The sequence below is a fragment of the uncultured Bacteroides sp. genome (genome assembly GCF_902491285.1).
In the GTDB taxonomy this organism is placed as follows: domain Bacteria; phylum Bacteroidota; class Bacteroidia; order Bacteroidales; family Bacteroidaceae; genus Bacteroides.
On sequence record NZ_CABUHK010000069.1, the window covers coordinates 1 to 21,310 of the forward strand.

The 21,310-nt window shown below is 44.1% G+C and carries 19 protein-coding genes; 13 read left to right on the forward strand and 6 right to left on the reverse strand.

Features of this window, described 5'->3' with window-relative positions; genetic code table 11:
• The 9 genes from RDN93_RS16245 to miaA form a co-directional block, all read left to right on the forward strand.
• Positions 1-680 (forward strand): AIR synthase-related protein (locus RDN93_RS16245; RefSeq protein WP_308746491.1); only part of this gene is annotated, 680 nt, incomplete at its 5' end.
• A gap of 3 nt (positions 681-683) precedes the next feature.
• A complete protein-coding gene (gene prfA / locus RDN93_RS16250; protein ID WP_308746492.1) occupies positions 684-1,796 on the forward strand; it encodes a peptide chain release factor 1 in 1,113 nt (370 codons plus the stop codon).
• Between the two features lie 83 nt (positions 1,797-1,879).
• Positions 1,880-2,710: an orotidine-5'-phosphate decarboxylase gene (gene pyrF / locus RDN93_RS16255; RefSeq protein WP_308746493.1), complete on the forward strand. Its 831-nt coding sequence runs from the start codon at positions 1,880-1,882 to the stop codon at positions 2,708-2,710.
• Positions 2,711-2,788: 78 nt separating this feature from the next.
• Positions 2,789-4,018, forward strand: coding sequence for an HD domain-containing protein (locus RDN93_RS16260; protein WP_308746494.1), 1,230 nt, complete (start codon positions 2,789-2,791; stop codon positions 4,016-4,018).
• Positions 4,019-4,100: 82 nt separating this feature from the next.
• Positions 4,101-5,141, forward strand: a complete 1,041-nt coding sequence (gene lpxD / locus RDN93_RS16265; RefSeq protein ID WP_308746495.1) for a UDP-3-O-(3-hydroxymyristoyl)glucosamine N-acyltransferase — start codon at positions 4,101-4,103, stop codon at positions 5,139-5,141.
• 11 nt (positions 5,142-5,152) lie between these two features.
• A complete protein-coding gene (locus RDN93_RS16270; protein ID WP_308746496.1) occupies positions 5,153-6,538 on the forward strand; it encodes a bifunctional UDP-3-O-[3-hydroxymyristoyl] N-acetylglucosamine deacetylase/3-hydroxyacyl-ACP dehydratase in 1,386 nt (461 codons plus the stop codon).
• A gap of 19 nt (positions 6,539-6,557) precedes the next feature.
• Entirely contained in the window at positions 6,558-7,325 is a 768-nt protein-coding gene (gene lpxA, locus RDN93_RS16275) for an acyl-ACP--UDP-N-acetylglucosamine O-acyltransferase (protein WP_308746497.1), read from the forward strand.
• A 21-nt stretch (positions 7,326-7,346) separates the two neighbouring features.
• A complete protein-coding gene (locus tag RDN93_RS16280) occupies positions 7,347-7,901 on the forward strand; it encodes a hypothetical protein (protein ID WP_308746498.1) in 555 nt (184 codons plus the stop codon).
• Positions 7,902-8,003: 102 nt separating this feature from the next.
• Positions 8,004-8,915, forward strand: coding sequence for a tRNA (adenosine(37)-N6)-dimethylallyltransferase MiaA (gene miaA / locus RDN93_RS16285; protein ID WP_308746499.1), 912 nt, complete (start codon positions 8,004-8,006; stop codon positions 8,913-8,915).
• A 26-nt stretch (positions 8,916-8,941) separates the two neighbouring features.
• Here miaA and RDN93_RS16290 read toward each other — a convergent pair whose 3' ends face one another.
• The 3 genes from RDN93_RS16290 to RDN93_RS16300 all read right to left on the reverse strand — a co-directional run bounded on the left by RDN93_RS16290 (position 8,942) and on the right by RDN93_RS16300 (position 12,268).
• Entirely contained in the window at positions 8,942-11,488 is a 2,547-nt protein-coding gene (locus RDN93_RS16290; RefSeq protein WP_308746500.1) for a TonB family protein, read from the reverse strand.
• Between the two features lie 23 nt (positions 11,489-11,511).
• Positions 11,512-11,880, reverse strand: coding sequence for a BlaI/MecI/CopY family transcriptional regulator (locus RDN93_RS16295; RefSeq protein WP_308746501.1), 369 nt, complete (start codon positions 11,878-11,880; stop codon positions 11,512-11,514).
• A gap of 85 nt (positions 11,881-11,965) precedes the next feature.
• The gene (locus RDN93_RS16300; protein WP_308746502.1) at positions 11,966-12,268 is read right to left on the reverse strand and encodes a hypothetical protein; all 303 of its coding nucleotides are present in this window, start codon (positions 12,266-12,268) and stop codon (positions 11,966-11,968) included.
• Positions 12,269-12,436: 168 nt separating this feature from the next.
• Between RDN93_RS16300 and RDN93_RS16305 the strand changes: the two genes are divergently transcribed.
• The 3 genes from RDN93_RS16305 to RDN93_RS16315 all read left to right on the forward strand — a co-directional run bounded on the left by RDN93_RS16305 (position 12,437) and on the right by RDN93_RS16315 (position 16,676).
• Entirely contained in the window at positions 12,437-14,647 is a 2,211-nt protein-coding gene (locus RDN93_RS16305) for a S9 family peptidase (protein ID WP_308746503.1), read from the forward strand.
• On the forward strand, positions 14,647-15,495 hold the full coding sequence (gene lipA, locus RDN93_RS16310; protein WP_308746504.1) for a lipoyl synthase: 849 nt from the start codon (positions 14,647-14,649) through the stop codon (positions 15,493-15,495). The genes RDN93_RS16305 and lipA overlap by 1 nt, the downstream gene beginning before the upstream one ends.
• 62 nt (positions 15,496-15,557) lie before the next feature.
• On the forward strand, positions 15,558-16,676 hold the full coding sequence (locus RDN93_RS16315; RefSeq protein ID WP_308746505.1) for a hypothetical protein: 1,119 nt from the start codon (positions 15,558-15,560) through the stop codon (positions 16,674-16,676).
• Here the strand turns inward: RDN93_RS16315 and RDN93_RS16320 are convergent.
• The 3 genes from RDN93_RS16320 to RDN93_RS16330 form a co-directional block, all read right to left on the reverse strand.
• Positions 16,642-17,346 (reverse strand): SAM-dependent methyltransferase, encoded by a 705-nt coding sequence (locus tag RDN93_RS16320; RefSeq protein ID WP_308746506.1) that lies wholly within the window; start codon positions 17,344-17,346, stop codon positions 16,642-16,644. The genes RDN93_RS16315 and RDN93_RS16320 overlap by 35 nt on opposite strands.
• 85 nt (positions 17,347-17,431) lie before the next feature.
• Positions 17,432-18,439: a gliding motility lipoprotein GldB gene (locus RDN93_RS16325; protein WP_308746507.1), complete on the reverse strand. Its 1,008-nt coding sequence runs from the start codon at positions 18,437-18,439 to the stop codon at positions 17,432-17,434.
• Positions 18,440-18,445: 6 nt separating this feature from the next.
• Positions 18,446-19,303, reverse strand: coding sequence for an enoyl-ACP reductase (locus RDN93_RS16330; RefSeq protein WP_308746508.1), 858 nt, complete (start codon positions 19,301-19,303; stop codon positions 18,446-18,448).
• 251 nt (positions 19,304-19,554) lie between these two features.
• On the opposite strand from RDN93_RS16330, the gene RDN93_RS16335 reads away from it, so the two are divergent.
• On the forward strand, positions 19,555-21,174 hold the full coding sequence (locus RDN93_RS16335; RefSeq protein WP_308746509.1) for a glycoside hydrolase family 28 protein: 1,620 nt from the start codon (positions 19,555-19,557) through the stop codon (positions 21,172-21,174).
• Positions 21,175-21,310 lie beyond the last annotated feature (136 nt).

Genomic DNA, 21,310 nt, shown 5'->3' on the forward strand with positions numbered 1-21,310 from the left:
TAACTTGCCGTATGAAACGTTCGGACGTTATCAACAATGCCAATATCCGTCCGGGCGATGTAATCGTCGGTCTTGCTTCTTACGGACAGGCCACTTACGAAAAAGAATATAACGGCGGCATGGGCAGCAACGGTCTGACAAGTGCCCGCCATGATGTATTCGGCAAATATCTTGCTGATAAATACCCGGAAAGTTACGATGCGGCAGTTCCCGAAGAATTGGTTTACTCCGGCGGGCTGAAACTGACTGACAGTGTAGAAGATTCTCCGATCGACGCGGGTAAATTAGTGCTCTCTCCCACCCGCACTTATGCACCGGTAGTAAAGAAACTGCTGGATGCATTACGTCCCGAAATCCACGGAATGGTTCACTGCTCCGGTGGTGCGCAGACTAAAGTACTGCACTTTGTTGAAAACGTCCGTGTTGTAAAAGACAATCTTTTCCCAGTTCCTCCATTATTCAAGACTATTCAGGAACAAAGCGGTACCGATTGGGCGGAAATGTATAAAGTATTCAACATGGGACACCGCCTTGAAGTTTACCTGTCACCGGAACATGCAGAAGAAGTTATCGCTATTTCCGAATCATTCGGTATCCCGGCACGGATAGTAGGACGCGTTGAAGAATGTGACAACACAGAGTTAATTATCAAGAGCGAGTTCGGAGAATTCAGATATTAAAGAATGGCAGAGAACAGTACCCTATTAGAAAAATTAGACGGTCTTGTAGCCCGTTTTGAAGAAATATCAACCCTTATCACCGACCCGGCAGTAATTGCCGACCAAAAGCGCTATGTCAAGCTGACCAAGGAATATAAGGAACTGGATGACTTGATGAAAGCCCGCAAGGAATATATCCAATTGCTGGGTAACATTGAGGAAGCCAAAAGTATCCTTTCCAGTGAGTCGGATGCCGAAATGCGTGAAATGGCTAAAGAAGAAATGGATAATAGCCAGGAACGACTTCCGGTATTGGAAGAAGAAATCAAACTGATGCTTGTTCCCGCCGACCCGCAGGACAGCAAGAATGCGATTCTTGAAATCCGTGGTGGTGCAGGTGGTGACGAGGCGGCTATCTTTGCCGGCGACCTCTTCCGTATGTATGCCAAATTCTGCGAAACAAAAGGCTGGAAGATGGAAGTCTCCAATGCGAACGAAGGAACGGCAGGCGGATTCAAGGAAATTGTTTGCAGCGTCACAGGTGACAATGTTTACGGAATCCTGAAATATGAATCGGGCGTACACCGCGTACAGCGTGTTCCCGCCACAGAAACCCAGGGACGTGTACATACTTCGGCAGCTTCGGTAGCCGTACTTCCCGAAGCGGAAGAATTCGACGTAGTCATCAATGAAGGCGAAATCAAATGGGATACTTTCCGAAGCGGTGGTGCCGGAGGACAGAACGTAAATAAGGTAGAATCTGGAGTACGCCTGCGCTATATATGGAAGAACCCGAACACAGGCATTGCCGAAGAAATCCTGATCGAATGTACCGAAACACGCGACCAGCCGAAAAATAAAGAACGCGCACTGGCGCGTCTCCGTACTTTTATCTACGACAAAGAACATCAGAAGTATATCGACGACATTGCGTCCAAGCGTAAGACAATGGTATCGACCGGAGACCGTTCGGCTAAAATCCGCACATACAACTATCCGCAAGGACGTATCACCGACCACCGCATCAACTACACGATTTACAATCTGGCTGCCTTCATGGACGGAGATATCCAAGACTGTATCGACCACCTGATTGTGGCTGAAAATGCGGAACGACTGAAAGAAAGTGAGTTGTAAAAAATAGAAAGTTGAGAGCGGGACTTTAATGAGAGCGGAGCTTTAAATTGTAAATAGTAAATCGTATAATAGTAAATAACAAGATGGATAAGCAACAATTATTTGAAAACATAAAACGCAAGAAATCATTCCTTTGCGTAGGGCTTGATACCGACATCAAGAAAATCCCGGAACATCTGTTGAAAGAAGAAGACCCTATCTTTGCATTCAACAAGGCCATCATCGACGCGACAGCGGATTTGTGTATTGCCTACAAACCTAACTTGGCTTTTTACGAAAGCATGGGCGTAAAAGGATGGATTGCATTTGAAAAGACAGTAAAATACATCAAAGATAATTATCCCGACCAGTTCATCATCGCCGACGCAAAGCGTGGCGACATCGGAAACACTTCCGCCATGTATGCCCGCACTTTCTTCGAAGAACTGGATATCGACTCTGTCACAGTAGCTCCTTATATGGGCGAAGACAGCGTCACTCCGTTCCTTACTTATGAAGGAAAATGGGTAATCCTGCTTGCGCTGACTTCCAACAAAGGTTCTCACGACTTCCAGTTGACAGAAGACGTGAACGGTGAACGTTTGTTTGAAAAAGTACTGCGCAAATCACAGGAATGGGCAGGCGACGACCGTATGATGTATGTGGTAGGCGCAACTCAAGGACGCGCTTTCGAGGATATCCGCAAGATTGTCCCCAATCATTTCCTTCTTGTTCCCGGTGTCGGCGCACAAGGCGGTTCACTTGAAGAAGTTTGCAAATACGGTATGAACAGTACCTGCGGATTAATTGTCAACTCATCCCGTGGTATCATCTATGTGGATAAAACGGAGAAATTTGCCGAAGCTGCCCGTACTGCCGCACAAGAAGTACAGGCACAAATGGCTGAACAGTTGAAAAAAGTGATTAACGATTAATGATTAACGATTAGCACTACGCAGCATATTGCGCACAGCCACTAATCACTAATCACTAACCACTAAACCGTTAATAAAGTGCCTTACGAAAGAAAGATAATCAATGACCCGGTATTCGGGTTCATCAATATTCCAAAGGGGCTGCTGTACGATATAGTACGGCATCCCCTTTTGCAGCGTCTTACCCGCATCAAGCAGGTAGGTCTCTCGTCAGTGGTATATCCTGGTGCGCAACACACCCGTTTCCAACATTCTTTGGGAGCTTTCTACCTGATGAGTGAAGCCATCACGCAACTGGCATCCAAAGGTAACTTCATCTTTGACAGTGAAGCGGAAGCCGTACAAGCCGCCATCCTGCTGCATGACATCGGACACGGTCCTTTCTCTCATGTATTGGAAGACACTATTGTAAAAGGTATTCCTCACGAAGAGATTTCTCTTATGTTGATGGAACGGATGAACAAAGAGATGAACGGGCAACTCAGTCTTGCCATTCAAATCTTCAAAGACGAGTATCCGAAACGTTTCCTGCACCAGCTTGTCAGCGGCCAGTTGGATATGGACAGGCTCGATTATCTTCGTCGTGACAGTTTCTATACGGGAGTTACGGAAGGAAATATCGGTTCGGCACGAATCATCAAGATGCTTGATGTTGCGGACGACCGGCTCGTAGTTGAATCCAAAGGTATTTACTCCATCGAAAATTTCCTCACTGCACGCCGCCTGATGTATTGGCAGGTATACCTGCACAAAACTTCAGTAGCTTACGAGAAGATGCTTATCAGCACTCTTTTGCGCGCCAAAGAACTGGCATCACAGGGAGTAGAGCTGTTCGCATCGCCTGCATTGCATTTTTTCCTTTACAAAGATATCACTCCTGCCGAATTCTACAACAACCCCGATTGTCTGGAGAATTTCGTCCAACTGGATGATAATGATATATGGACGGCTTTGAAAGTATGGAGTAACCATACAGACAAAGTTCTTTCCACTTTAAGTATGGGAATGATTAACCGGAATATCTTTAAAGTGGAAATTTCGTCGGAACCGATTGGTGAAGACAGAAAAAAAGAATTAACTTTGCAAATCAGCCAGCAACTAGGCATAACACTTTCCGAAGCGAACTATTTTGTCTCTACCCCCAGCATCGAAAAGAATATGTACGACCCGGCAGATGACAGTATTGACATTATCTACAAGGACGGCACTATCAAAAATATTGCCGAAGCATCGGACATGCTGAACATCTCATTATTGTCCAAAAAGGTAAAGAAATACTATCTCTGCTACCAGAGATTGCACAGATAAGTATAAAATATTCATGCAATAACACGGAAATCTGAAAAAAAAGTCCGTTATTTGTGAACTAATTAAATTTTAAAGAAAAGACATGGAGTTCTCGGCTAAGCAAATTGCAGCATTTATCCAAGGGGAAATCATTGGAGACGAAAACGCTACGGTACACACATTCGCTAAAATAGAAGAGGGAATGCCCGGAGCTATTTCTTTCCTGTCAAATCCCAAATACACACCTTACATCTACGAGACACAATCAAGCATTGTCCTGGTTAATAAGGACTTCACTCCTGAACATGAAATCAAAACAACCCTTATCAAAGTAGACAATGCATACGAGAGCCTGGCGAAACTGCTCAATCTTTACGAAATGAGCAAACCGAAAAAACAGGGTATCGACTCATTAGCATTTGTTGCCCCCAGTGCCAAGATTGGTGAGAACGTATATATAGGTGCTTTTTCCTACATCGGCGAAAATACCGTGATTGGAGATAACACTCAGATTTATCCACATACTTTTGTTGGAGACGGTGTGAAGATAGGCAATAATTGCCTGCTTTATTCTCATGTAAATGTTTATCATGATTGCCGCATAGGGAATGAATGTATCCTGCATTCGGGCGCAGTAATCGGGGCGGACGGATTCGGCTTTGCCCCTACTCCGGGCGGATACGACAAGATTCCCCAAATCGGAATCGTTATTCTGGAAGATAAAGTGGATATAGGTGCAAACACTTGCGTAGACCGTGCTACGATGGGAGCTACGGTGGTACATAGCGGTGTCAAGCTGGATAACCTGATACAGATAGCACACAACGACGAAATAGGTTCGCATACCGTAATGGCCGCACAAGCAGGCGTCGCCGGTTCTACCAAAATAGGCGAATGGTGTATGATCGGCGGGCAGGTAGGTATAGCCGGCCACTCAAAAATAGGAGACAAAGTAGGCTTGGGCGCCCAATCCGGCGTCCCCGGGGATATCAAATCCGGCAGCCAGCTTATCGGAACTCCCCCTATGGATCTAAAACAATATTTCAAGGCATCTGTTGTACAAAGAAGCCTGCCGGATATGCAGAAAGAACTGCGTAACCTGCGCAAAGAAATCGAAGAATTAAAACAACTATTAAATAAGTAAATAAGTAGCCAATGCTGAAACAAAAAACGCTGAAAGATAGCTTTTCACTGAGCGGGAAAGGTCTTCACACTGGACTTGACCTCACTGTTACATTTAATCCTGCTCCGGACAATCATGGATACAAAATCCAACGGATTGATCTGGAAGGACAACCAACTATCGATGCAGTAGCCGACAACGTGACAGAAACCACCCGTGGTACTGTATTGTCGAAGAATGGAGTCAAAGTAAGCACCATCGAACATGGTATGGCAGCCCTTTACGCATTGGGCATCGACAACTGCCTTATCCAGGTAAACGGCCCGGAATTTCCCATCTTAGATGGTAGTGCACAATATTATGTACAAGAAATAGAACGTGTAGGGACAGTAGAACAAAATGCTGTCAAGGACTTTTATATCATCAAGTCAAAGATTGAATTCCGGGACGAATCAACAGGTTCATCCATCATTGTACTGCCGGACGAGAACTTTAGTCTGAACGTACTGGTTTCCTACGATTCAACCATTATTCCGAACCAGTTTGCTACACTTGAAGATATGCATAATTTCAAAGACGAAGTGGCCGCCAGCCGTACATTCGTCTTTGTCCGCGAAATAGAACCGCTTCTTTCTGCGGGATTGATAAAAGGAGGCGACCTGGACAATGCAATCGTAATCTACGAACGCAAGATGTCACAGGAAAGCTACGACAAATTGGCTGATGTAATGGGAGTTCCTCACATGGATGCCGATCAATTAGGTTACATCAACCACAAGCCGTTGGTTTGGCCGAATGAATGTGCCCGCCACAAACTGCTGGACGTTATCGGTGACCTTGCTTTAATCGGCAAACCGATTAAAGGACGTATCATCGCTACCCGTCCCGGACACACAATCAATAACAAGTTTGCCCGCCAGATGCGGAAAGAAATCCGCCTGCACGAAATACAGGCGCCGGGCTATGACTGTAACCGTGAGCCGATAATGGACGTAAACCGTATCCGCGAACTGTTGCCGCACCGTTATCCTTTCCAACTGGTGGATAAAGTGATTGAAATCGGTGCCAACTATATTGTAGGTGTCAAGAATATCACTGCCAACGAGCCTTTCTTCCAGGGACATTTCCCGCAGGAACCCGTTATGCCGGGTGTACTTCAAGTAGAGGCAATGGCGCAAGTAGGCGGTTTGCTTGTTCTCAACTCGGTTGACGAACCGGAACGTTACTCTACCTATTTTATGAAAATAGACGGCGTGAAATTCCGCCAGAAAGTAGTGCCGGGAGACACACTGATATTCCGCGTGGAATTATTAGCGCCTATCCGCCGTGGCATCTCTACCATGAAAGGTTACGCATTCGTTGGGGAAAAGGTGGTTTGCGAAGCTGAGTTCATGGCACAAATAGTAAAAAACAAGTAATTAACAATTGGAAATTCAAATGATAAGTCCTTTAGCGTATATTCATCCCGAAGCTAAAATCGGGGAAAATGTAGAAATTGCGCCTTTTGTATTCATAGATAAAAACGTGGTTATCGGCGACAACAATAAAATTATGGCTAATGCCAATATTTTATATGGTTCACGTATTGGTAACGGAAATACGATTTTTCCGGGTGCTGTTATCGGAGCCATTCCGCAAGACCTCAAGTTTCGCGGTGAAGAGTCGACAGCCGAAATCGGAGACAATAATCTGATTCGTGAGAACGTGACAATCAACCGTGGCACGGCAGCTAAAGGGCGCACAATCGTGGGCAACAACAACTTGTTGATGGAAGGTGTGCACGTGGCACACGATGCGCTGGTCGGTAACGGATGTATCATTGGCAACTCGACCAAGATGGCAGGCGAAATTGTGATTGATGACAACGCCATTGTCAGTGCCAATGTATTGATGCACCAATTCTGTCATGTAGGCAGTCATGTGATGATTCAGGGCGGATGCCGTTTCAGCAAAGATATCCCTCCTTACATCATTGCAGGACGCGAACCAATCGCTTTCAGCGGAATCAACATTATCGGTCTGCGTCGTCGCGGTTTTGCCAATGAAGTGATTGAAAATATCCACAATGCCTATCGTATCATCTATCAAAGTGGGCTGAACACGACAGAAGCATTGAAAAAAATTGAAGATGAATTTGAGAAAAGTCCCGAAATCGACTACATTATCAACTTCATCCGTAATTCAGAACGTGGTATAATTAAATAAACAGTTCAAAATAGTCATATTATGATATACAGGTTTACTATCATATCTGATGAAGTTGACGATTTTGTCAGAGAAATACAAATTGACCCGGAAGCTACATTTTTTGACTTCCATGAGGCAATACTAAAATCAGTTGGGTACACAAACGACCAGATGACTTCTTTCTTTATCTGCGATGATGACTGGGAAAAAGAAAAAGAAGTGACTTTGGAAGAAATGGACGACAACCCGGAAATGGATAGCTGGGTAATGAAGGAAACTACTATCAGCGAACTGGTAGAAGATGAAAAACAGAAGTTGCTGTATGTATTCGATTATATGACAGAGCGTTGCTTCTTCATCGAGTTATCTGAAATCATTACCGGAAAGGAAATGAAGGGTGCCAAATGCACCAAGAAATCCGGAGATGCTCCCAAACAAACGGTCGACTTTGAAGAAATGGCTGCTGCAGGCGGCTCTCTCGACCTGGACGAAAACTTCTATGGTGACCAGGACTTCGATATGGAAGACTTCGACCAGGAAGGATTCGATATTGGCGGTGACGCAGGCGGCTCTTACGAAGACGATAAATTTTAATTTAACGATTAGTGGTTAGTGATTAATGATCAACGCTGTGCAGATATTCGCATCGCATTAATCACTAATCACTAATCATTAATCACTAATCACTTAAGTCCATTGTCTACCCTCATTGTTCTTATAGGTCCTACCGGTGTAGGGAAAACCGAATTAAGCCTGCGAATAGCAGAGAATTTCCGGGCAAGCATTGTGTCTGCCGATTCGCGGCAACTTTATGCCGAATTAAAAATAGGTACGGCAGCACCTACGCCCGAACAGCTTGCACGTGTGCCCCATTACTTAGTCGGCACACTACATCTTACAGATTATTACAGTGCCGCCCAATATGAAGCGGAAGCATTGGAAATCCTTGAAAAGTTATTTGCACAACAGGAAGTCGTGGTTCTTACCGGCGGCTCGATGATGTATGTAGACGCTATTTGCAAAGGGATTGACGACATTCCTACCGTCGATGCGGAAACCCGCCAACTCATGTTGCAGAAATATGAGGCAGAAGGACTTGAACAACTCTGTGCCGAACTCCGCTTATTAGACCCGGAATATTATCGCATTGTAGATTTAAAGAATCCCAAGCGAGTGATTCATGCGCTGGAAATCTGCTATATGACCGGACGCACTTACACTTCTTTCCGCACACAGCAGAAGAAAGAACGCCCATTCCGTATTATCAAAGTAGGGCTAACCCGTGACCGGGAAGAACTTTACGACCGTATCAACCGCCGCGTAGACATGATGATGGAAGAAGGGCTGTTGGAAGAAGTACGTTCCGTACTTCCTTACCGTCACCTTAACTCTCTTAATACAGTAGGATACAAAGAATTATTCAAGTATCTGGATGGAGAATGGGAACTCCCTTTTGCCATCGAAAAGATAAAGCAGAATTCCCGTATTTATTCACGCAAGCAGATGACCTGGTTCAAGCGGGATGAGGAGATACACTGGTTCCACCCGGAACAAGAAACGGAGATACTTGCGTACCTCCGCCTAAATATCCAAAATATGCACGAATAGTCTCCATCAATTCATACAAACCATTCTTATTTATTTTTCAAAACGATTTTAAGCACAGGTTCCACCTTAACTTCAACAATAGCTTTATCAATATCCCCGACCCGAAGCACTCCATTTTTAGGAGCCTTCATATTGAAATGACCATCAGAATCAGCTACAACAAAATCATTTGTATATTTTACAATTAAAGTAGCTGCAATCGGCTTTCCACTTTCGTCAGTCACAGTTCCAGTCACAGGAATCCAGTCAGCACCATACTTATCTGTTTTTAACTGTACAATCTTCCCTCCTTCCATATCACTTACAGACACTGACCTGATTAACTTGGCGGACATACCTTTCAACTGTTCTTTATTTATTTTTTTATCATCCAGATAATAAGCAATTTTTCCGTCAATCTTTTGTGCTGCATTTTCCGCCAATTCTAATGCATCTGTATAAGGCTTCTCTGGATTGGTCTTCTTAAATTCATATTCTCCTTCTGTAAGCAATGTAATAATTATTACTCCATTTTTCCCTTTTTCCCCATAAATAGCCGTGGCGGTTTTATCTTTCAATACAGAAATGCTTTTAATGCGTTCAGGAGAAATCTTAGACAAAGCATCTTTTTCTAAAACCTCCTTACCGTCAACAATAACCAAAGGCTGTTCACCATCTTTCACTCCATGAATATTGACACTACCTACACCATTAATAAAACTGGTATCTTTTATTCCTTTGACCTTCACAAACCGTTTGGTAATTTCCGGCAACAAATTAACCACTTCCTGCTCCATCCGTACTGACATTGTAGCACTTACAGGAACTTTCATGGATTTGTATCCGATAAACGAAAATAGCAGATTGCCACCCTTTACAGCTTTCAAGCTGAAATGACCGTCCATATCCGTGATTGCACCATAAGTCGTATTAGGTACAAGTATGCTCACACCAGCTTTCGGACGTCCCTGTTCATCAACAACAGTCCCACTAACTTGAAAATCGGGTACTACGTTTTCCTGATTATCCACTTTAGAAAAATCAAACTGTGTTGTCGTACCCGTCTTCTTCGTGGTTACAAGAATCACTCCATTTTCGCCACGTTTGCCATATATTCTTATAGAAGCGCTATCTTTCAGTACAGACACACTCTCTATCTCCGACGGATTCATCTTTTCCATAGCATTCATGCTGATTTCCTTACCATCAGCAAGAATCAACGGCTGCTTCTCCAATCCAAATCTGATGTTGCCGAATCTCACAGGAACAGAATACCTCACAGGAACAGGTTTGCCACGTTGCTTTCCCGGAATCCAATCCGGCATTTCACTAACAATCCTTTCGGCTTCCTTATTCAGCGAAGGTTGGTCAGATTCAAGCACTTGCACATTTGTTACTTTCCCGGCTTCAGTGACTGTAAAGCCAATCGTTACCAGTCCACCTGCTTTGCCTTTCATGGGAGAGTCAACCACTTTTCTTTCTAAATACCTGCTCAATGCATCCATACCGCCAGGATATTCCGGCATCTGCTCCACCACTTCAAAGATTACAATTTCTTCTTCCTCTTTCTTTTCCGCCGCAGCCACCTTCGAATCAGCCTTCTTCACGACTTTCGATGCTTTCACTGTATCTTGCAGCACCTTTTCTTGCACAATTTCCGCCAAATCATTAACTTTGACTGCTGAAATCTCTTCTACTTTCTCAGAGATTTCGGGACGGGCGAAAGCAGTTACTGCAATAGCAGCTAACGGAAGTACATACAGGTACTTCAAACGAGCCCATGGACTTGATTTTTCTTTTAACATCATAGTGATACGCTTTTTAAGTTTACTGTGATTAAAGCTGTTGGCCATAGAGTAGAGCCTTGTGCCAACGGCTTTTTTTATTAATAATAGTTGATATTCCTTCGCGTTTACTCCTTCATTAATAACCGTCTCGTCGGCTTCATATTCATGGATATTCTGTAATTCCTGTTTGAGCAACCATGCGCCAGGATTGAACCATTGGAAGAAAATACAAATATCCGCCAATAATAAATCTATGGAATGACGGTGACAAATATGCGCCGTTTCGTGAATCAAAATCTCCCGTCCATTCTCTTCCAGGTCCTTCCGGCTGATTACGATATACTTCATCCAACTAAACGGAGTGATTGTCCGGTTATGCACCACAAGAGTAATACCCTTCTCCAACTTCTCATGTCTACCCGAATATATCAGCCTGAAAAGACAAATCAAAGAACAGATATTGCGACAAGCAAAAAATACAATGCCTGCCAAATAAACCAATAAAACAATTTGTATCCAGGAAACAGAAGGCACTTGCTGTATTACAGCTCCCACTTCCGGAGTTATTGCGTTCAGTTCCGCCATCATCAACAGCTGCTCGATAGAAAGTACAGCCTGCTGTACTTCGACCTGATGACGGGTAGTCATCTCAATGCAAGGGATGAGCAACGAGAAGAACAACACTCCCAACAAAGCAACCCGATTGAAACGGTGGAAAGTCTCCTTGCTCAATAATAAGCGGAAAAACAGGTAAAATAAGACAAGGCAGACAGATGATTTCAATATATAAATGAAGAAAACTCCCATAGTATAGATTTTCGTTTAACAGATTAGTCTTTCTTATCGGACTGCTCCACTTCACTGATGAGCTGCTTCAGCTCATCCAAAGAAATATCTTCTTCTTTGACTAAAGAAGAGACAGCGCTTAAATAAGAATTATTAAAATACTTGCTAATCACATTCCGAAGCGTTCTCTTACGAAAGTCTTCTTCACTGACCACAGGATAATATTGATAGGTATTACCAAACGTATAGTGAGCCAGGAAACCTTTGTCTTCCAACCCACGCACGATAGTAGATAATGTATTGAAATGTGGCCTCGGTTCTTCATAGAAAGCCAACATTTCTTTCACGAACAGGGGGCCTTTTTCCCAAAAAAAGCCCATGATTTCTTCCTCTTTTGCTGTTAATCCTTTCATACTTGCAACATTATTTGCTGCAAATAACGAAAAGTTTTAGTTCATAAACTAATTTTCCTAGTTAAAGTAAACTAAAGCTTATAGTTTACCCGCATAACTTATCAACAATGAAGTTGCCGATAAAGAATAAATCGCCCATAAAAACAATACTGAACACTAGAAAAGTAAAACAAGTACTCCAACGAGCACCGCCCTCTTCTTCGCCGCGCTTGATACGAAGCAGGGAACTATACAGACAATCACCCGCTATGAACAATACAAATAAACTCGGTATCAGGTCGCCCCATGACACCAACCAGAGATTATCCCCCTTCCCCAGCAGGAAGGTCAACGCCACTGCCAACAAGAAAACAGAAGCATACTGCAAGTCTTTCCTTTTTGAATTCATAGTGGTAATATTTTAAAGTACTTTTCACAAAGATATCGAATCTCACCCAATAATCCCTATCAAAACCGCATAAAAATCCATCAGGTTTTGTTGAATCTAAGTTTATTGTTACTTTTGCAAGTACGAATAAAAACCAAAACTGAATTATAAAAGCAATAATAAAAGCAGATGAAAAAAATCAGCATCACTTTATTACTCTGCCTTATCTGTTTGACCGGAATGGCACAAGGACAAAAGGCACTTGATTTAAAAGACATCACCTCCGGACGTTTCCGCCCGGAAAACATTCAGGGAGTCATCCCCACACCCGACGGCGAGCACTACACACAGATGAACGCCGAAGGCACACAAATCATCAAATATTCTTTCAAGACAGGTGAGAAAGTAGAAGTTATCTTCGATGTGAACACTGCACGCGAATGTGACTTCAAGAACTTCGACAGCTATCAGTTCTCACCCGACGGTCAGAAATTGCTGATTGCCACCAAGACGACTCCGATTTACCGGCATTCTTATACAGCCGTACATTATATCTACCCTTTGAAACGAAATGATAAGGGCGTTACGACAAACAACATTATTGAACGGCTGTCTGACGGCGGACCTCAACAGGTCCCCGTCTTTTCTCCGGACGGCACAATGATTGCTTTTGTCCGCGATAACAATATTTTCCTTGTCAAGCTGCTATACGGCAACAGCGAAAGCCAGGTGACTGAGGACGGAAAACAGAACTCCATCATCAACGGTATCCCGGACTGGGTGTATGAAGAAGAGTTCAGCTTCAACCGTGCTTTGGAATTCAGCGCTGATAATACGCAGATTGCCTTTATCCGTTTCGATGAATCGGCAGTTCCTTCTTATACGTTCCCGGTATTTGCCGGACAAGCCCCCCGTATCGATGTTCTCAAGGATTATCCGGGAGAATATACATATAAGTATCCGAAGGCCGGCTACCCGAACTCAAAAGTAGAGGTACGCACGTATGATATTAAATCGCACGTTACCCGTACGATGAAACTTCCGCTTGACGCGGACGGATATATCCCCCGCATCCGTTTTACCAAAGATGCCAACAAACTGGCAATCATGACCCTGAACCGTCACCAGGACCGCTTCGACCTTTACTTTGCCGACCCGCGCTCCACGCTTTGCAAACTGGTATTGCGTGACGAATCTCCTTATTATATTAAAGAAAACACTTTTGATAACATCAAATTCTACCCCGATTATTTCAGCCTGCTCAGTGAACGTGACGGTTACAGCCATCTCTACTGGTACAGCATGGGTGGCAACCTTATCAAAAAGGTAACAAACGGAAAGTTTGAAGTAAAAGACTTCTTGGGATATGACGAAGAAGACGGTTCTTTCTACTACACAAGTAATGAAGGAAGCCCGCTGCGCAAAGCCGTCTACAAGACAGACAAGAAGGGCAAAAAGATTAAACTATCTCAGCAGACAGGAACAAACACCCCGCTTTTCAGTAAATCAATGAAGTATTATATGAACAAATTCACCAACCTGAACACTCCTATGGTGGTGACGTTGAACGATAATTCGGGTAAAACACTCAAGACATTGATTACGAATGACAAGCTAAAAGAAACATTGTCAGGATATGCAATACCGCAGAAAGAGTTCTTCACTTTCCAGACTACGGACGGCGTAACTCTGAACGGATGGATGATGAAACCTGTAGATTTCTCCACATCGAAAAAGTATCCGGTACTGATGTATCAATACAGCGGTCCGGGCTCCCAGCAAGTATTGGACACTTGGGGTATCAGTTGGGAAACATACATGGCAAGCCGCGGATTCATCGTTGTATGCGTGGATGGTCGTGGAACAGGCGGTCGCGGAGAAGCTTTCGAGAAGTGCACCTACTTGAAAATCGGAGTGAAAGAAGCCAAAGACCAAGTGGAAACCGCTCTTTACCTCGGCAAGCAACCTTACGTAGACAAAGACCGCATCGGTATTTGGGGATGGAGTTACGGCGGATACATGACTCTTATGAGTATGAGTGAAGGAACTCCCGTATTCAAGGCAGGAGTAGCCGTTGCCGCACCGACCGACTGGCGTTTCTACGATACGGTTTATACCGAACGTTTCATGCGTACTCCGAAAGAAAACGCCGAAGGCTACAAAGCATCATCCGCTTTCACCCGTGCCGACAAGTTGCATGGCAACCTGTTGCTTGTGCATGGCATGGCAGATGATAATGTACACTTCCAGAATTGTACCGAGTACGCCGAACACTTGGTTCAACTCGGCAAGCAATTCGATATGCAGGTATATACCAACCGTAATCATGGAATATACGGTGGAAATACCCGCCACCACTTATACACACGGTTGACCAACTTTTTCTTGAATAACTTATAATGGCGGATAGAGTACGTAAGCCCGAATGGCTGAAAATTAATATCGGTGCCAACGAACGATACACCGAAACCAAACGGATTGTCGACTCCCACTGCCTGCATACCATATGCAGCAGTGGGCGTTGCCCCAATATGGGGGAATGTTGGGGGAAAGGTACTGCCACCTTTATGATCGGAGGTGACATCTGTACCCGCAGTTGTAAATTCTGTAACACACAGACCGGACGCCCGCATCCGTTGGATACGAATGAGCCGACCCATGTAGCAGAATCCATCGCACTGATGAAACTGGATCATGCCGTCATCACCTCCGTAGACCGGGACGACCTTCCCGATTTGGGAGCGGAACATTGGGCGCGTACCATCCATGAAATCAAACGCTTGAATCCTCAGACTACTATCGAAGTACTGATACCCGACTTCCAAGGTAAAATGGAACTGGTAGACCTCGTGATAGAAGCCTGTCCCGACATCATTTCACACAATATGGAAACCGTGCGCCGCATCAGTCCGCTGGTACGCAGTGCGGCCAATTACGATACGAGCCTGCAAGTTATCGGACGTATCTCTTCCAAAGGAGTCAAATCCAAAAGCGGCATCATGGTCGGCTTGGGAGAGACTTCCGAAGAAGTGGAAATATTGATGGACGATTTATTGGCGGTCGGCTGTCAGATTCTCACTATAGGACAATACCTGCAACCCAGCCACCGTCATTATCCTGTTGCAGAATATGTGACTCCACAACAATTTGCAAAATACAGGACTACGGGATTAGCAAAAGGATTTAACATCGTAGAGAGCGCTCCTCTTGTCCGTTCATCCTATCATGCAGAGAAACATATCCGTTAGCAAACAAAACACAGACACTATTTGTTTTACTTGTAGAACCGGCAAATAAACATAAAGTAGAAATGGATCATAAAGGAGTACTTTCTTCCGCGTTTAACATGTCAATGGGTTTTATCCCCGTTATTATTTCCATTTTATTGTGTGAATTTATAACGCAAGACACGGCTATTTACATCGGTACAGGCATAGGTATCGTAGGTATATATCTTTCCCTGAAACGAAAGGGGATACTAGTTCCTAACTTTATCCTATATATAGCGACCGGGATGCTGGCGCTATTATCTTTAGCCGCACTTATTCCCGGTGATTACGTTCCGCCCGGTGCACTTCCCCTCACATTGGAAGTCAGCATCCTTATTCCCATGCTGATACTTTATATGCATAAAAAGAGATTTATCAATCACTTCCTGAAGCAGATAGGTTCCTGCAACAAACGCTTGTACGCACAAGGGGCGGAAGCTGCCATCGTTTCGGCACGCATCGCTTTAATCTTCGGCGTACTGCATTTTGTCATTATCAGCATCGCTGTTGTTTTCCAAGACCCGCCGAGCAAGACGAGCGAACTCGTCCTCTATAAAATCCTGCCCCCTACTGTCTTCATTCTGAGCATCGTGTTCAATCAAATAGCCATCCATTTCTTCAATCACCTGATGTCTCACACGGAGTATGTGCCTATCGTCAATACCAAAGGAGACGTGATTGGGAAAACACCCGCTATTGAGGCAATCAATTACAAGAATGCCTATATCAATCCGGTGATAAGAATTGCCGTGTCTACCCATGGGATGCTATTTCTCTGCGACAGACCGTCAACAGCCATTTTGGACAAGAATAAAGTAGACATTCCAATGGAATGTTATCTTCGCTACGGAGAGTCTCTGACAGCAGCCGCTACCCGTCTGATGAATAATGCCCTTCCCCAAGTCAATGACATCAAACCGGAGTTCAACATCGCCTATCACTTCGAGAATGAAGTGACCAACCGTCTTATCTACCTGTTCATCGTAGATTTGGCTGACGATTCAGTCCTCTGTACTCCCCGCTTTAAAAATAGTAAGCTATGGAGTTTCAAGCAGATTGAAGAGAACTTAGGCAAAGGATTCTTCAGCAGTTGCTTTGAAAACGAATACGAACATCTGAAAAATGTTATTTGTATAAGAGAAAAATACAAGGAATCTTAGACAAATCAGGCACGTGCCCTTTCCAGTCTTTCACCGTACGCGTCTGTATATACTCTCCTTCGCAAGTGATATTGGCGGCAATACACAGTTTTGTCTGCGGACGGCAATTCTGTAGAATATCTTCCACCATTTTATGATTCCGGTAAGGAGTCTCAATGAAAAGTTGCGTCTGGTTCTCGGCATACACACGCTGCTCTAACGCTTTCAGTTTCTTTCCACGCTCGCCCGGTTCAATCGGCAGATAGCCGTGGAACGCAAAACTCTGGCCGTTAAACCCCGACCCCATCACGGAAAGAATGATAGAAGAAGGTCCGACCAAAGGAACGACTTTCAACTTTTTACGCTGTGCAATAGCCACTACATCCGCTCCCGGATCGGCAACAGCCGGACAGCCTGCCTCAGAGATGACCCCCATTGAAGCACCGTTTATCAAAGGTTTCAGATAACCGGAAATGTCTTCGGGCGAAGTATGCTTGTTCAACGGGTAAAACGTCAGTGCATCAATATCAATCTCCCTGTCCACCTTTTTTAAGAAACGGCGGGCTGAACGGACATCTTCGACTATAAAATACCGGATACCGGAGATAATCTCCTTATTATAAGAAGGCAATACCTTTTCAATAGGCGTATCACCTAAAGTCACGGGCAACAAATAAAGGGCAGTTTCCACTTTAAAATGAAGAATTAAGACTATACTTTACTATTAAAAATCAAATAAGGTTTTGAGCGAAGCGAATTAAAAATGAAAGGCAAAATCAGGAAGCCAAATAGTTGGATTCACTCAACATTACATGATAGTCGGTAAATTCCAACAGGTCTTTCAGCTTCATGTCTTTATGCTTTTTCATATATGCCGCAACAATTCTCGTACCTATCCATGTACCTATCAATGCAGGAGCCTGAACACCCAGCATTTCAACAGCCGGAGCAGGTTTCATATAATAACGGATCACCATCGGGTCACGCGCGTGCAGATGTTCATTGGAACAGACATACTCCCAAATATCTTTTTCATTTTCCTTGCACCAGTCACTTTCCTCTTTTGAATATCCCATCGCCTCACCGCTGTCATTGTATCCCAATAAGTTCTGTACTACATAATTAATTTTCCCGGCATGCATCATCAGGTCAATAAGACAAGTCCCCTCATGATACTTCATGCCATAACGGCTCAGTAGATAGAACGCAAAACAATCCGGCACAATTCGTTCGGGACGCATGGAACGGCATTGGTAATCATAATAAAAACGCTTATAAAGAGGATAATCCTCCCCCATGTATTTATCAAGGCTGATACCGAGCAAAGAATCGACCAGGACGATAGACTCATTGAACGCAGATATTTGTGAATAGATAAACGGCACTTGGGTATCGGGCACTTCCTTTTTCAGCTTCTTGAATCCCTTAGTCAGTCCCTTTTCCACTTCATCCAAATTAGGGAACTTGGCTTCCACATCCCCCATCAGACGAACCAGTGTCGTATCCGAATAGAATTTTTGCAGGCGTTGCGAGATGGTATCGTCTTTCACCGTGCCGATAGCCAGCACATCTTCAATCAGAATCTTCGTCGGCTGACGGTAATCCATCGACAACTTCTGCATGGCAGAAAAGCTGTTGGAGCGAACGTATTCGCTCAACAGCTTATCATATCTCAGAACAGAAATCTCCTCTTCCTTCTGCTCCATACCTTTTCCTGTGCTTAACCCACAGGCGGCGAAAAGCATACTTATTAATATAATAAGAAGAGAAATCCGTAGTTTCATAATTTATTATCCGTAAATGATGTTACCATTTTCGTCCATGTACTCATCAAGTCCTTTCTCGTAAGTAGCCATAGCACGAAGACTCATACCCACGCTGGAGAATCCGCCGTCGTGGAAGAGGTTCTGCATGGTCACCTTGCGGGTGAGGTCGGAGAACATCACGATGCAATAATCAGCACATTCGTCGGCAGTCGCATTTCCGAGCGGAGACATACGGTTGGCGAAGTCAAACAGTTTGTCCATACCCTTCACACCCGAACCGGCCGTTGTAAACGTAGGCGACTGTGAGATTGTGTTCACACGCACGCTGTGCTCGCGTCCGTAGATATAACCGAAGCTGCGTGCGATAGATTCCAACAGTGCTTTCGCATCCGCCATATCGTTGTAGCCGTAGAACGTACGCTGTGCAGCCACATAGCTCAATGCAACGATTGAACCGTAATCAGCGATAGCGTTCAGTTTCTTGGCAGCCTGAATCATTTTGTGGAATGAAACAGCCGAAATGTCCAATGTCTTATCCAACATTCCATAGTCAAGGTCATCGTAAGTACGTTTCTTGCGTACGTTGGGAGACATACCGATAGAATGGAGTACAAAATCAATTTGTCCGCCCAGTATATCCATCGAGGTCTTGAATACATTCGACAACTCCTCTACGTTGGTAGCGTCCGCCGGCACAACCTGACAGTTCAATTTTTCAGCCAAAGCATTGACTTCTCCCATACGGATAGCCATCGGAGTATTTGATAATGTAATAGTCGCACCTTCTTCTACAGCGCGTTCAGCCACTTTCCAAGCAATGGACTGGTCATTCAACGCACCGAAGATAATACCTCTTTTTCCTTTCAACAAGTTGTAACTCATATCTTTTAATAGTTAAATTTTGTGCAAAGATAGCATCTTTCTGCATAAAATCATGCGAAGTGTGCAAATAATAGACAGTAATGACAAAAAATACACGTATTCTATCAATTAGTCCACATCCTTTTGGAGGTTCGCACGTATCTTTGCATTCGATAATTAAGAGTTTTTTTCATAATATTTATTCAAGAACACTCAAGTATATACCAAGAAAAACAATAGATGTATAACCCTATAGAAAATAAGATTACTAAATGAACACGTTGACAAAAAGACTCTTCTGGATGGCTATATGCTGTTTGCCGTTTATCTCGGGATGTAAACCGCAAAGCGGGAATGCGGTAAGTGAAAACGTAATAAGCGATACCCTTTACCAGAATTTACCTTTTGAAATGCCAAAAGTACAACAGCCGTTTTTTCCTGCTTATGAGGTAAACATTGAAAAATTCGGAGCTAAAGGGGATGGAATGTTCCTGAACACGAAAGCTATCAACGACGCTATCAAGGACGTAAACCAACACGGCGGTGGCAAAGTGATTATCCCGGAAGGCATCTGGCTGACAGGCCCTATCGAACTGCTGAGTAACGTAAATTTATATACAGAACAAAACTCACTGGTACTCTTCACCGGAGATTTCGAAGCATACCCTATCATCGCCACTTCTTTTGAAGGACTGGAAACCCGTCGTTGCCAGTCGCCGATTTCGGCACGCAACGCGGAGAATATCGCCATCACAGGACATGGGACATTTGACGGAAACGGAGATTGCTGGCGTCCGGTGAAGAAAGGAAAACTGACAGCTTCGCAATGGAAGAAATTAGTAAGTTCCGGCGGTGTCCTTGATGAGAAACAGGAGATATGGTATCCCACAGCCGGCTCATTGAAAGGTGCTATGGCTTGTAAGGACTTCAACGTCCCCGAAGGTATCAATACGGATGAGGAATGGGCTGAAATCCGTCCATGGCTGCGTCCGGTGCTGCTCAGCATCGTAAAAAGCAAGAAGGTACTGCTGGAAGGTGTGACTTTCAAGAACTCTCCGAGCTGGTGTCTGCACCCGTTGTCCTGCGAGGATTTCACTGTAAACAATATCATGGTCATCAATCCCTGGTATTCTCAGAACGGTGATGCCATCGACCTGGAATCTTGCAAGAACGCGCTGATTATCAACAGTGTGTTTGATGCGGGAGATGATGCTATCTGTATCAAATCGGGTAAGGATGAAGACGGTCGCCGTCGCGGCGAACCTTGCCAGAATGTGATTGTGAAGAATAATACGGTATTGCACGGACATGGCGGATTTGTTGTCGGCAGTGAAATGTCCGGCGGCGTGAAGAACATCTATGTGGAAGATTGTACATTCATGGGGACTGATGTAGGTTTGCGCTTCAAGAGTACCCGCGGACGTGGCGGTGTGGTGGAAAACATCTACATTAATAATATCAACATGATTAATATTCCGAACGAGCCGTTATTGTTCGACTTGTTCTACGGTGGAAAAGGTGCGGGAGAAGAATCAGAAGAAGACTTGCTGAACCGCATGAAAACAGCCATCCCGCCGGTAACGGAAGAGACTCCGGCATTCCGCAATATCCATATCTCGAATATTGTGTGCAGAGGTTCGGGACGTGCGATGTTCTTCAACGGTTTGCCGGAAATGCCGATTAGCAATATTACTGTTAAAAACGTCGTGATGACGGAAGCTACGGATGGGGTTGTCATCAGCCAGGTAGACGGAGTTACTTTGGAGAACATTTATGTAGAGTCTTCAAAAGGCAACAATATCCTGAATGTCAAGAATGCAAAGAACCTGACTGTAGATGGAAAGGTTTATGAAGAATTGGGCGCAAAAGGAGAAATTTTAAGTCTCAAATAAAATTCACCGCAAGAAACGCAAGAAAAAGAAAACCACAATATCATTATATAGAGTAAAAAGCTCAAATAGCAGACTATTTTATCTTCAAAAGATAGACGGTCTGCTTTTTTTTCAGTTACTTTTGCAGAGAGAAATA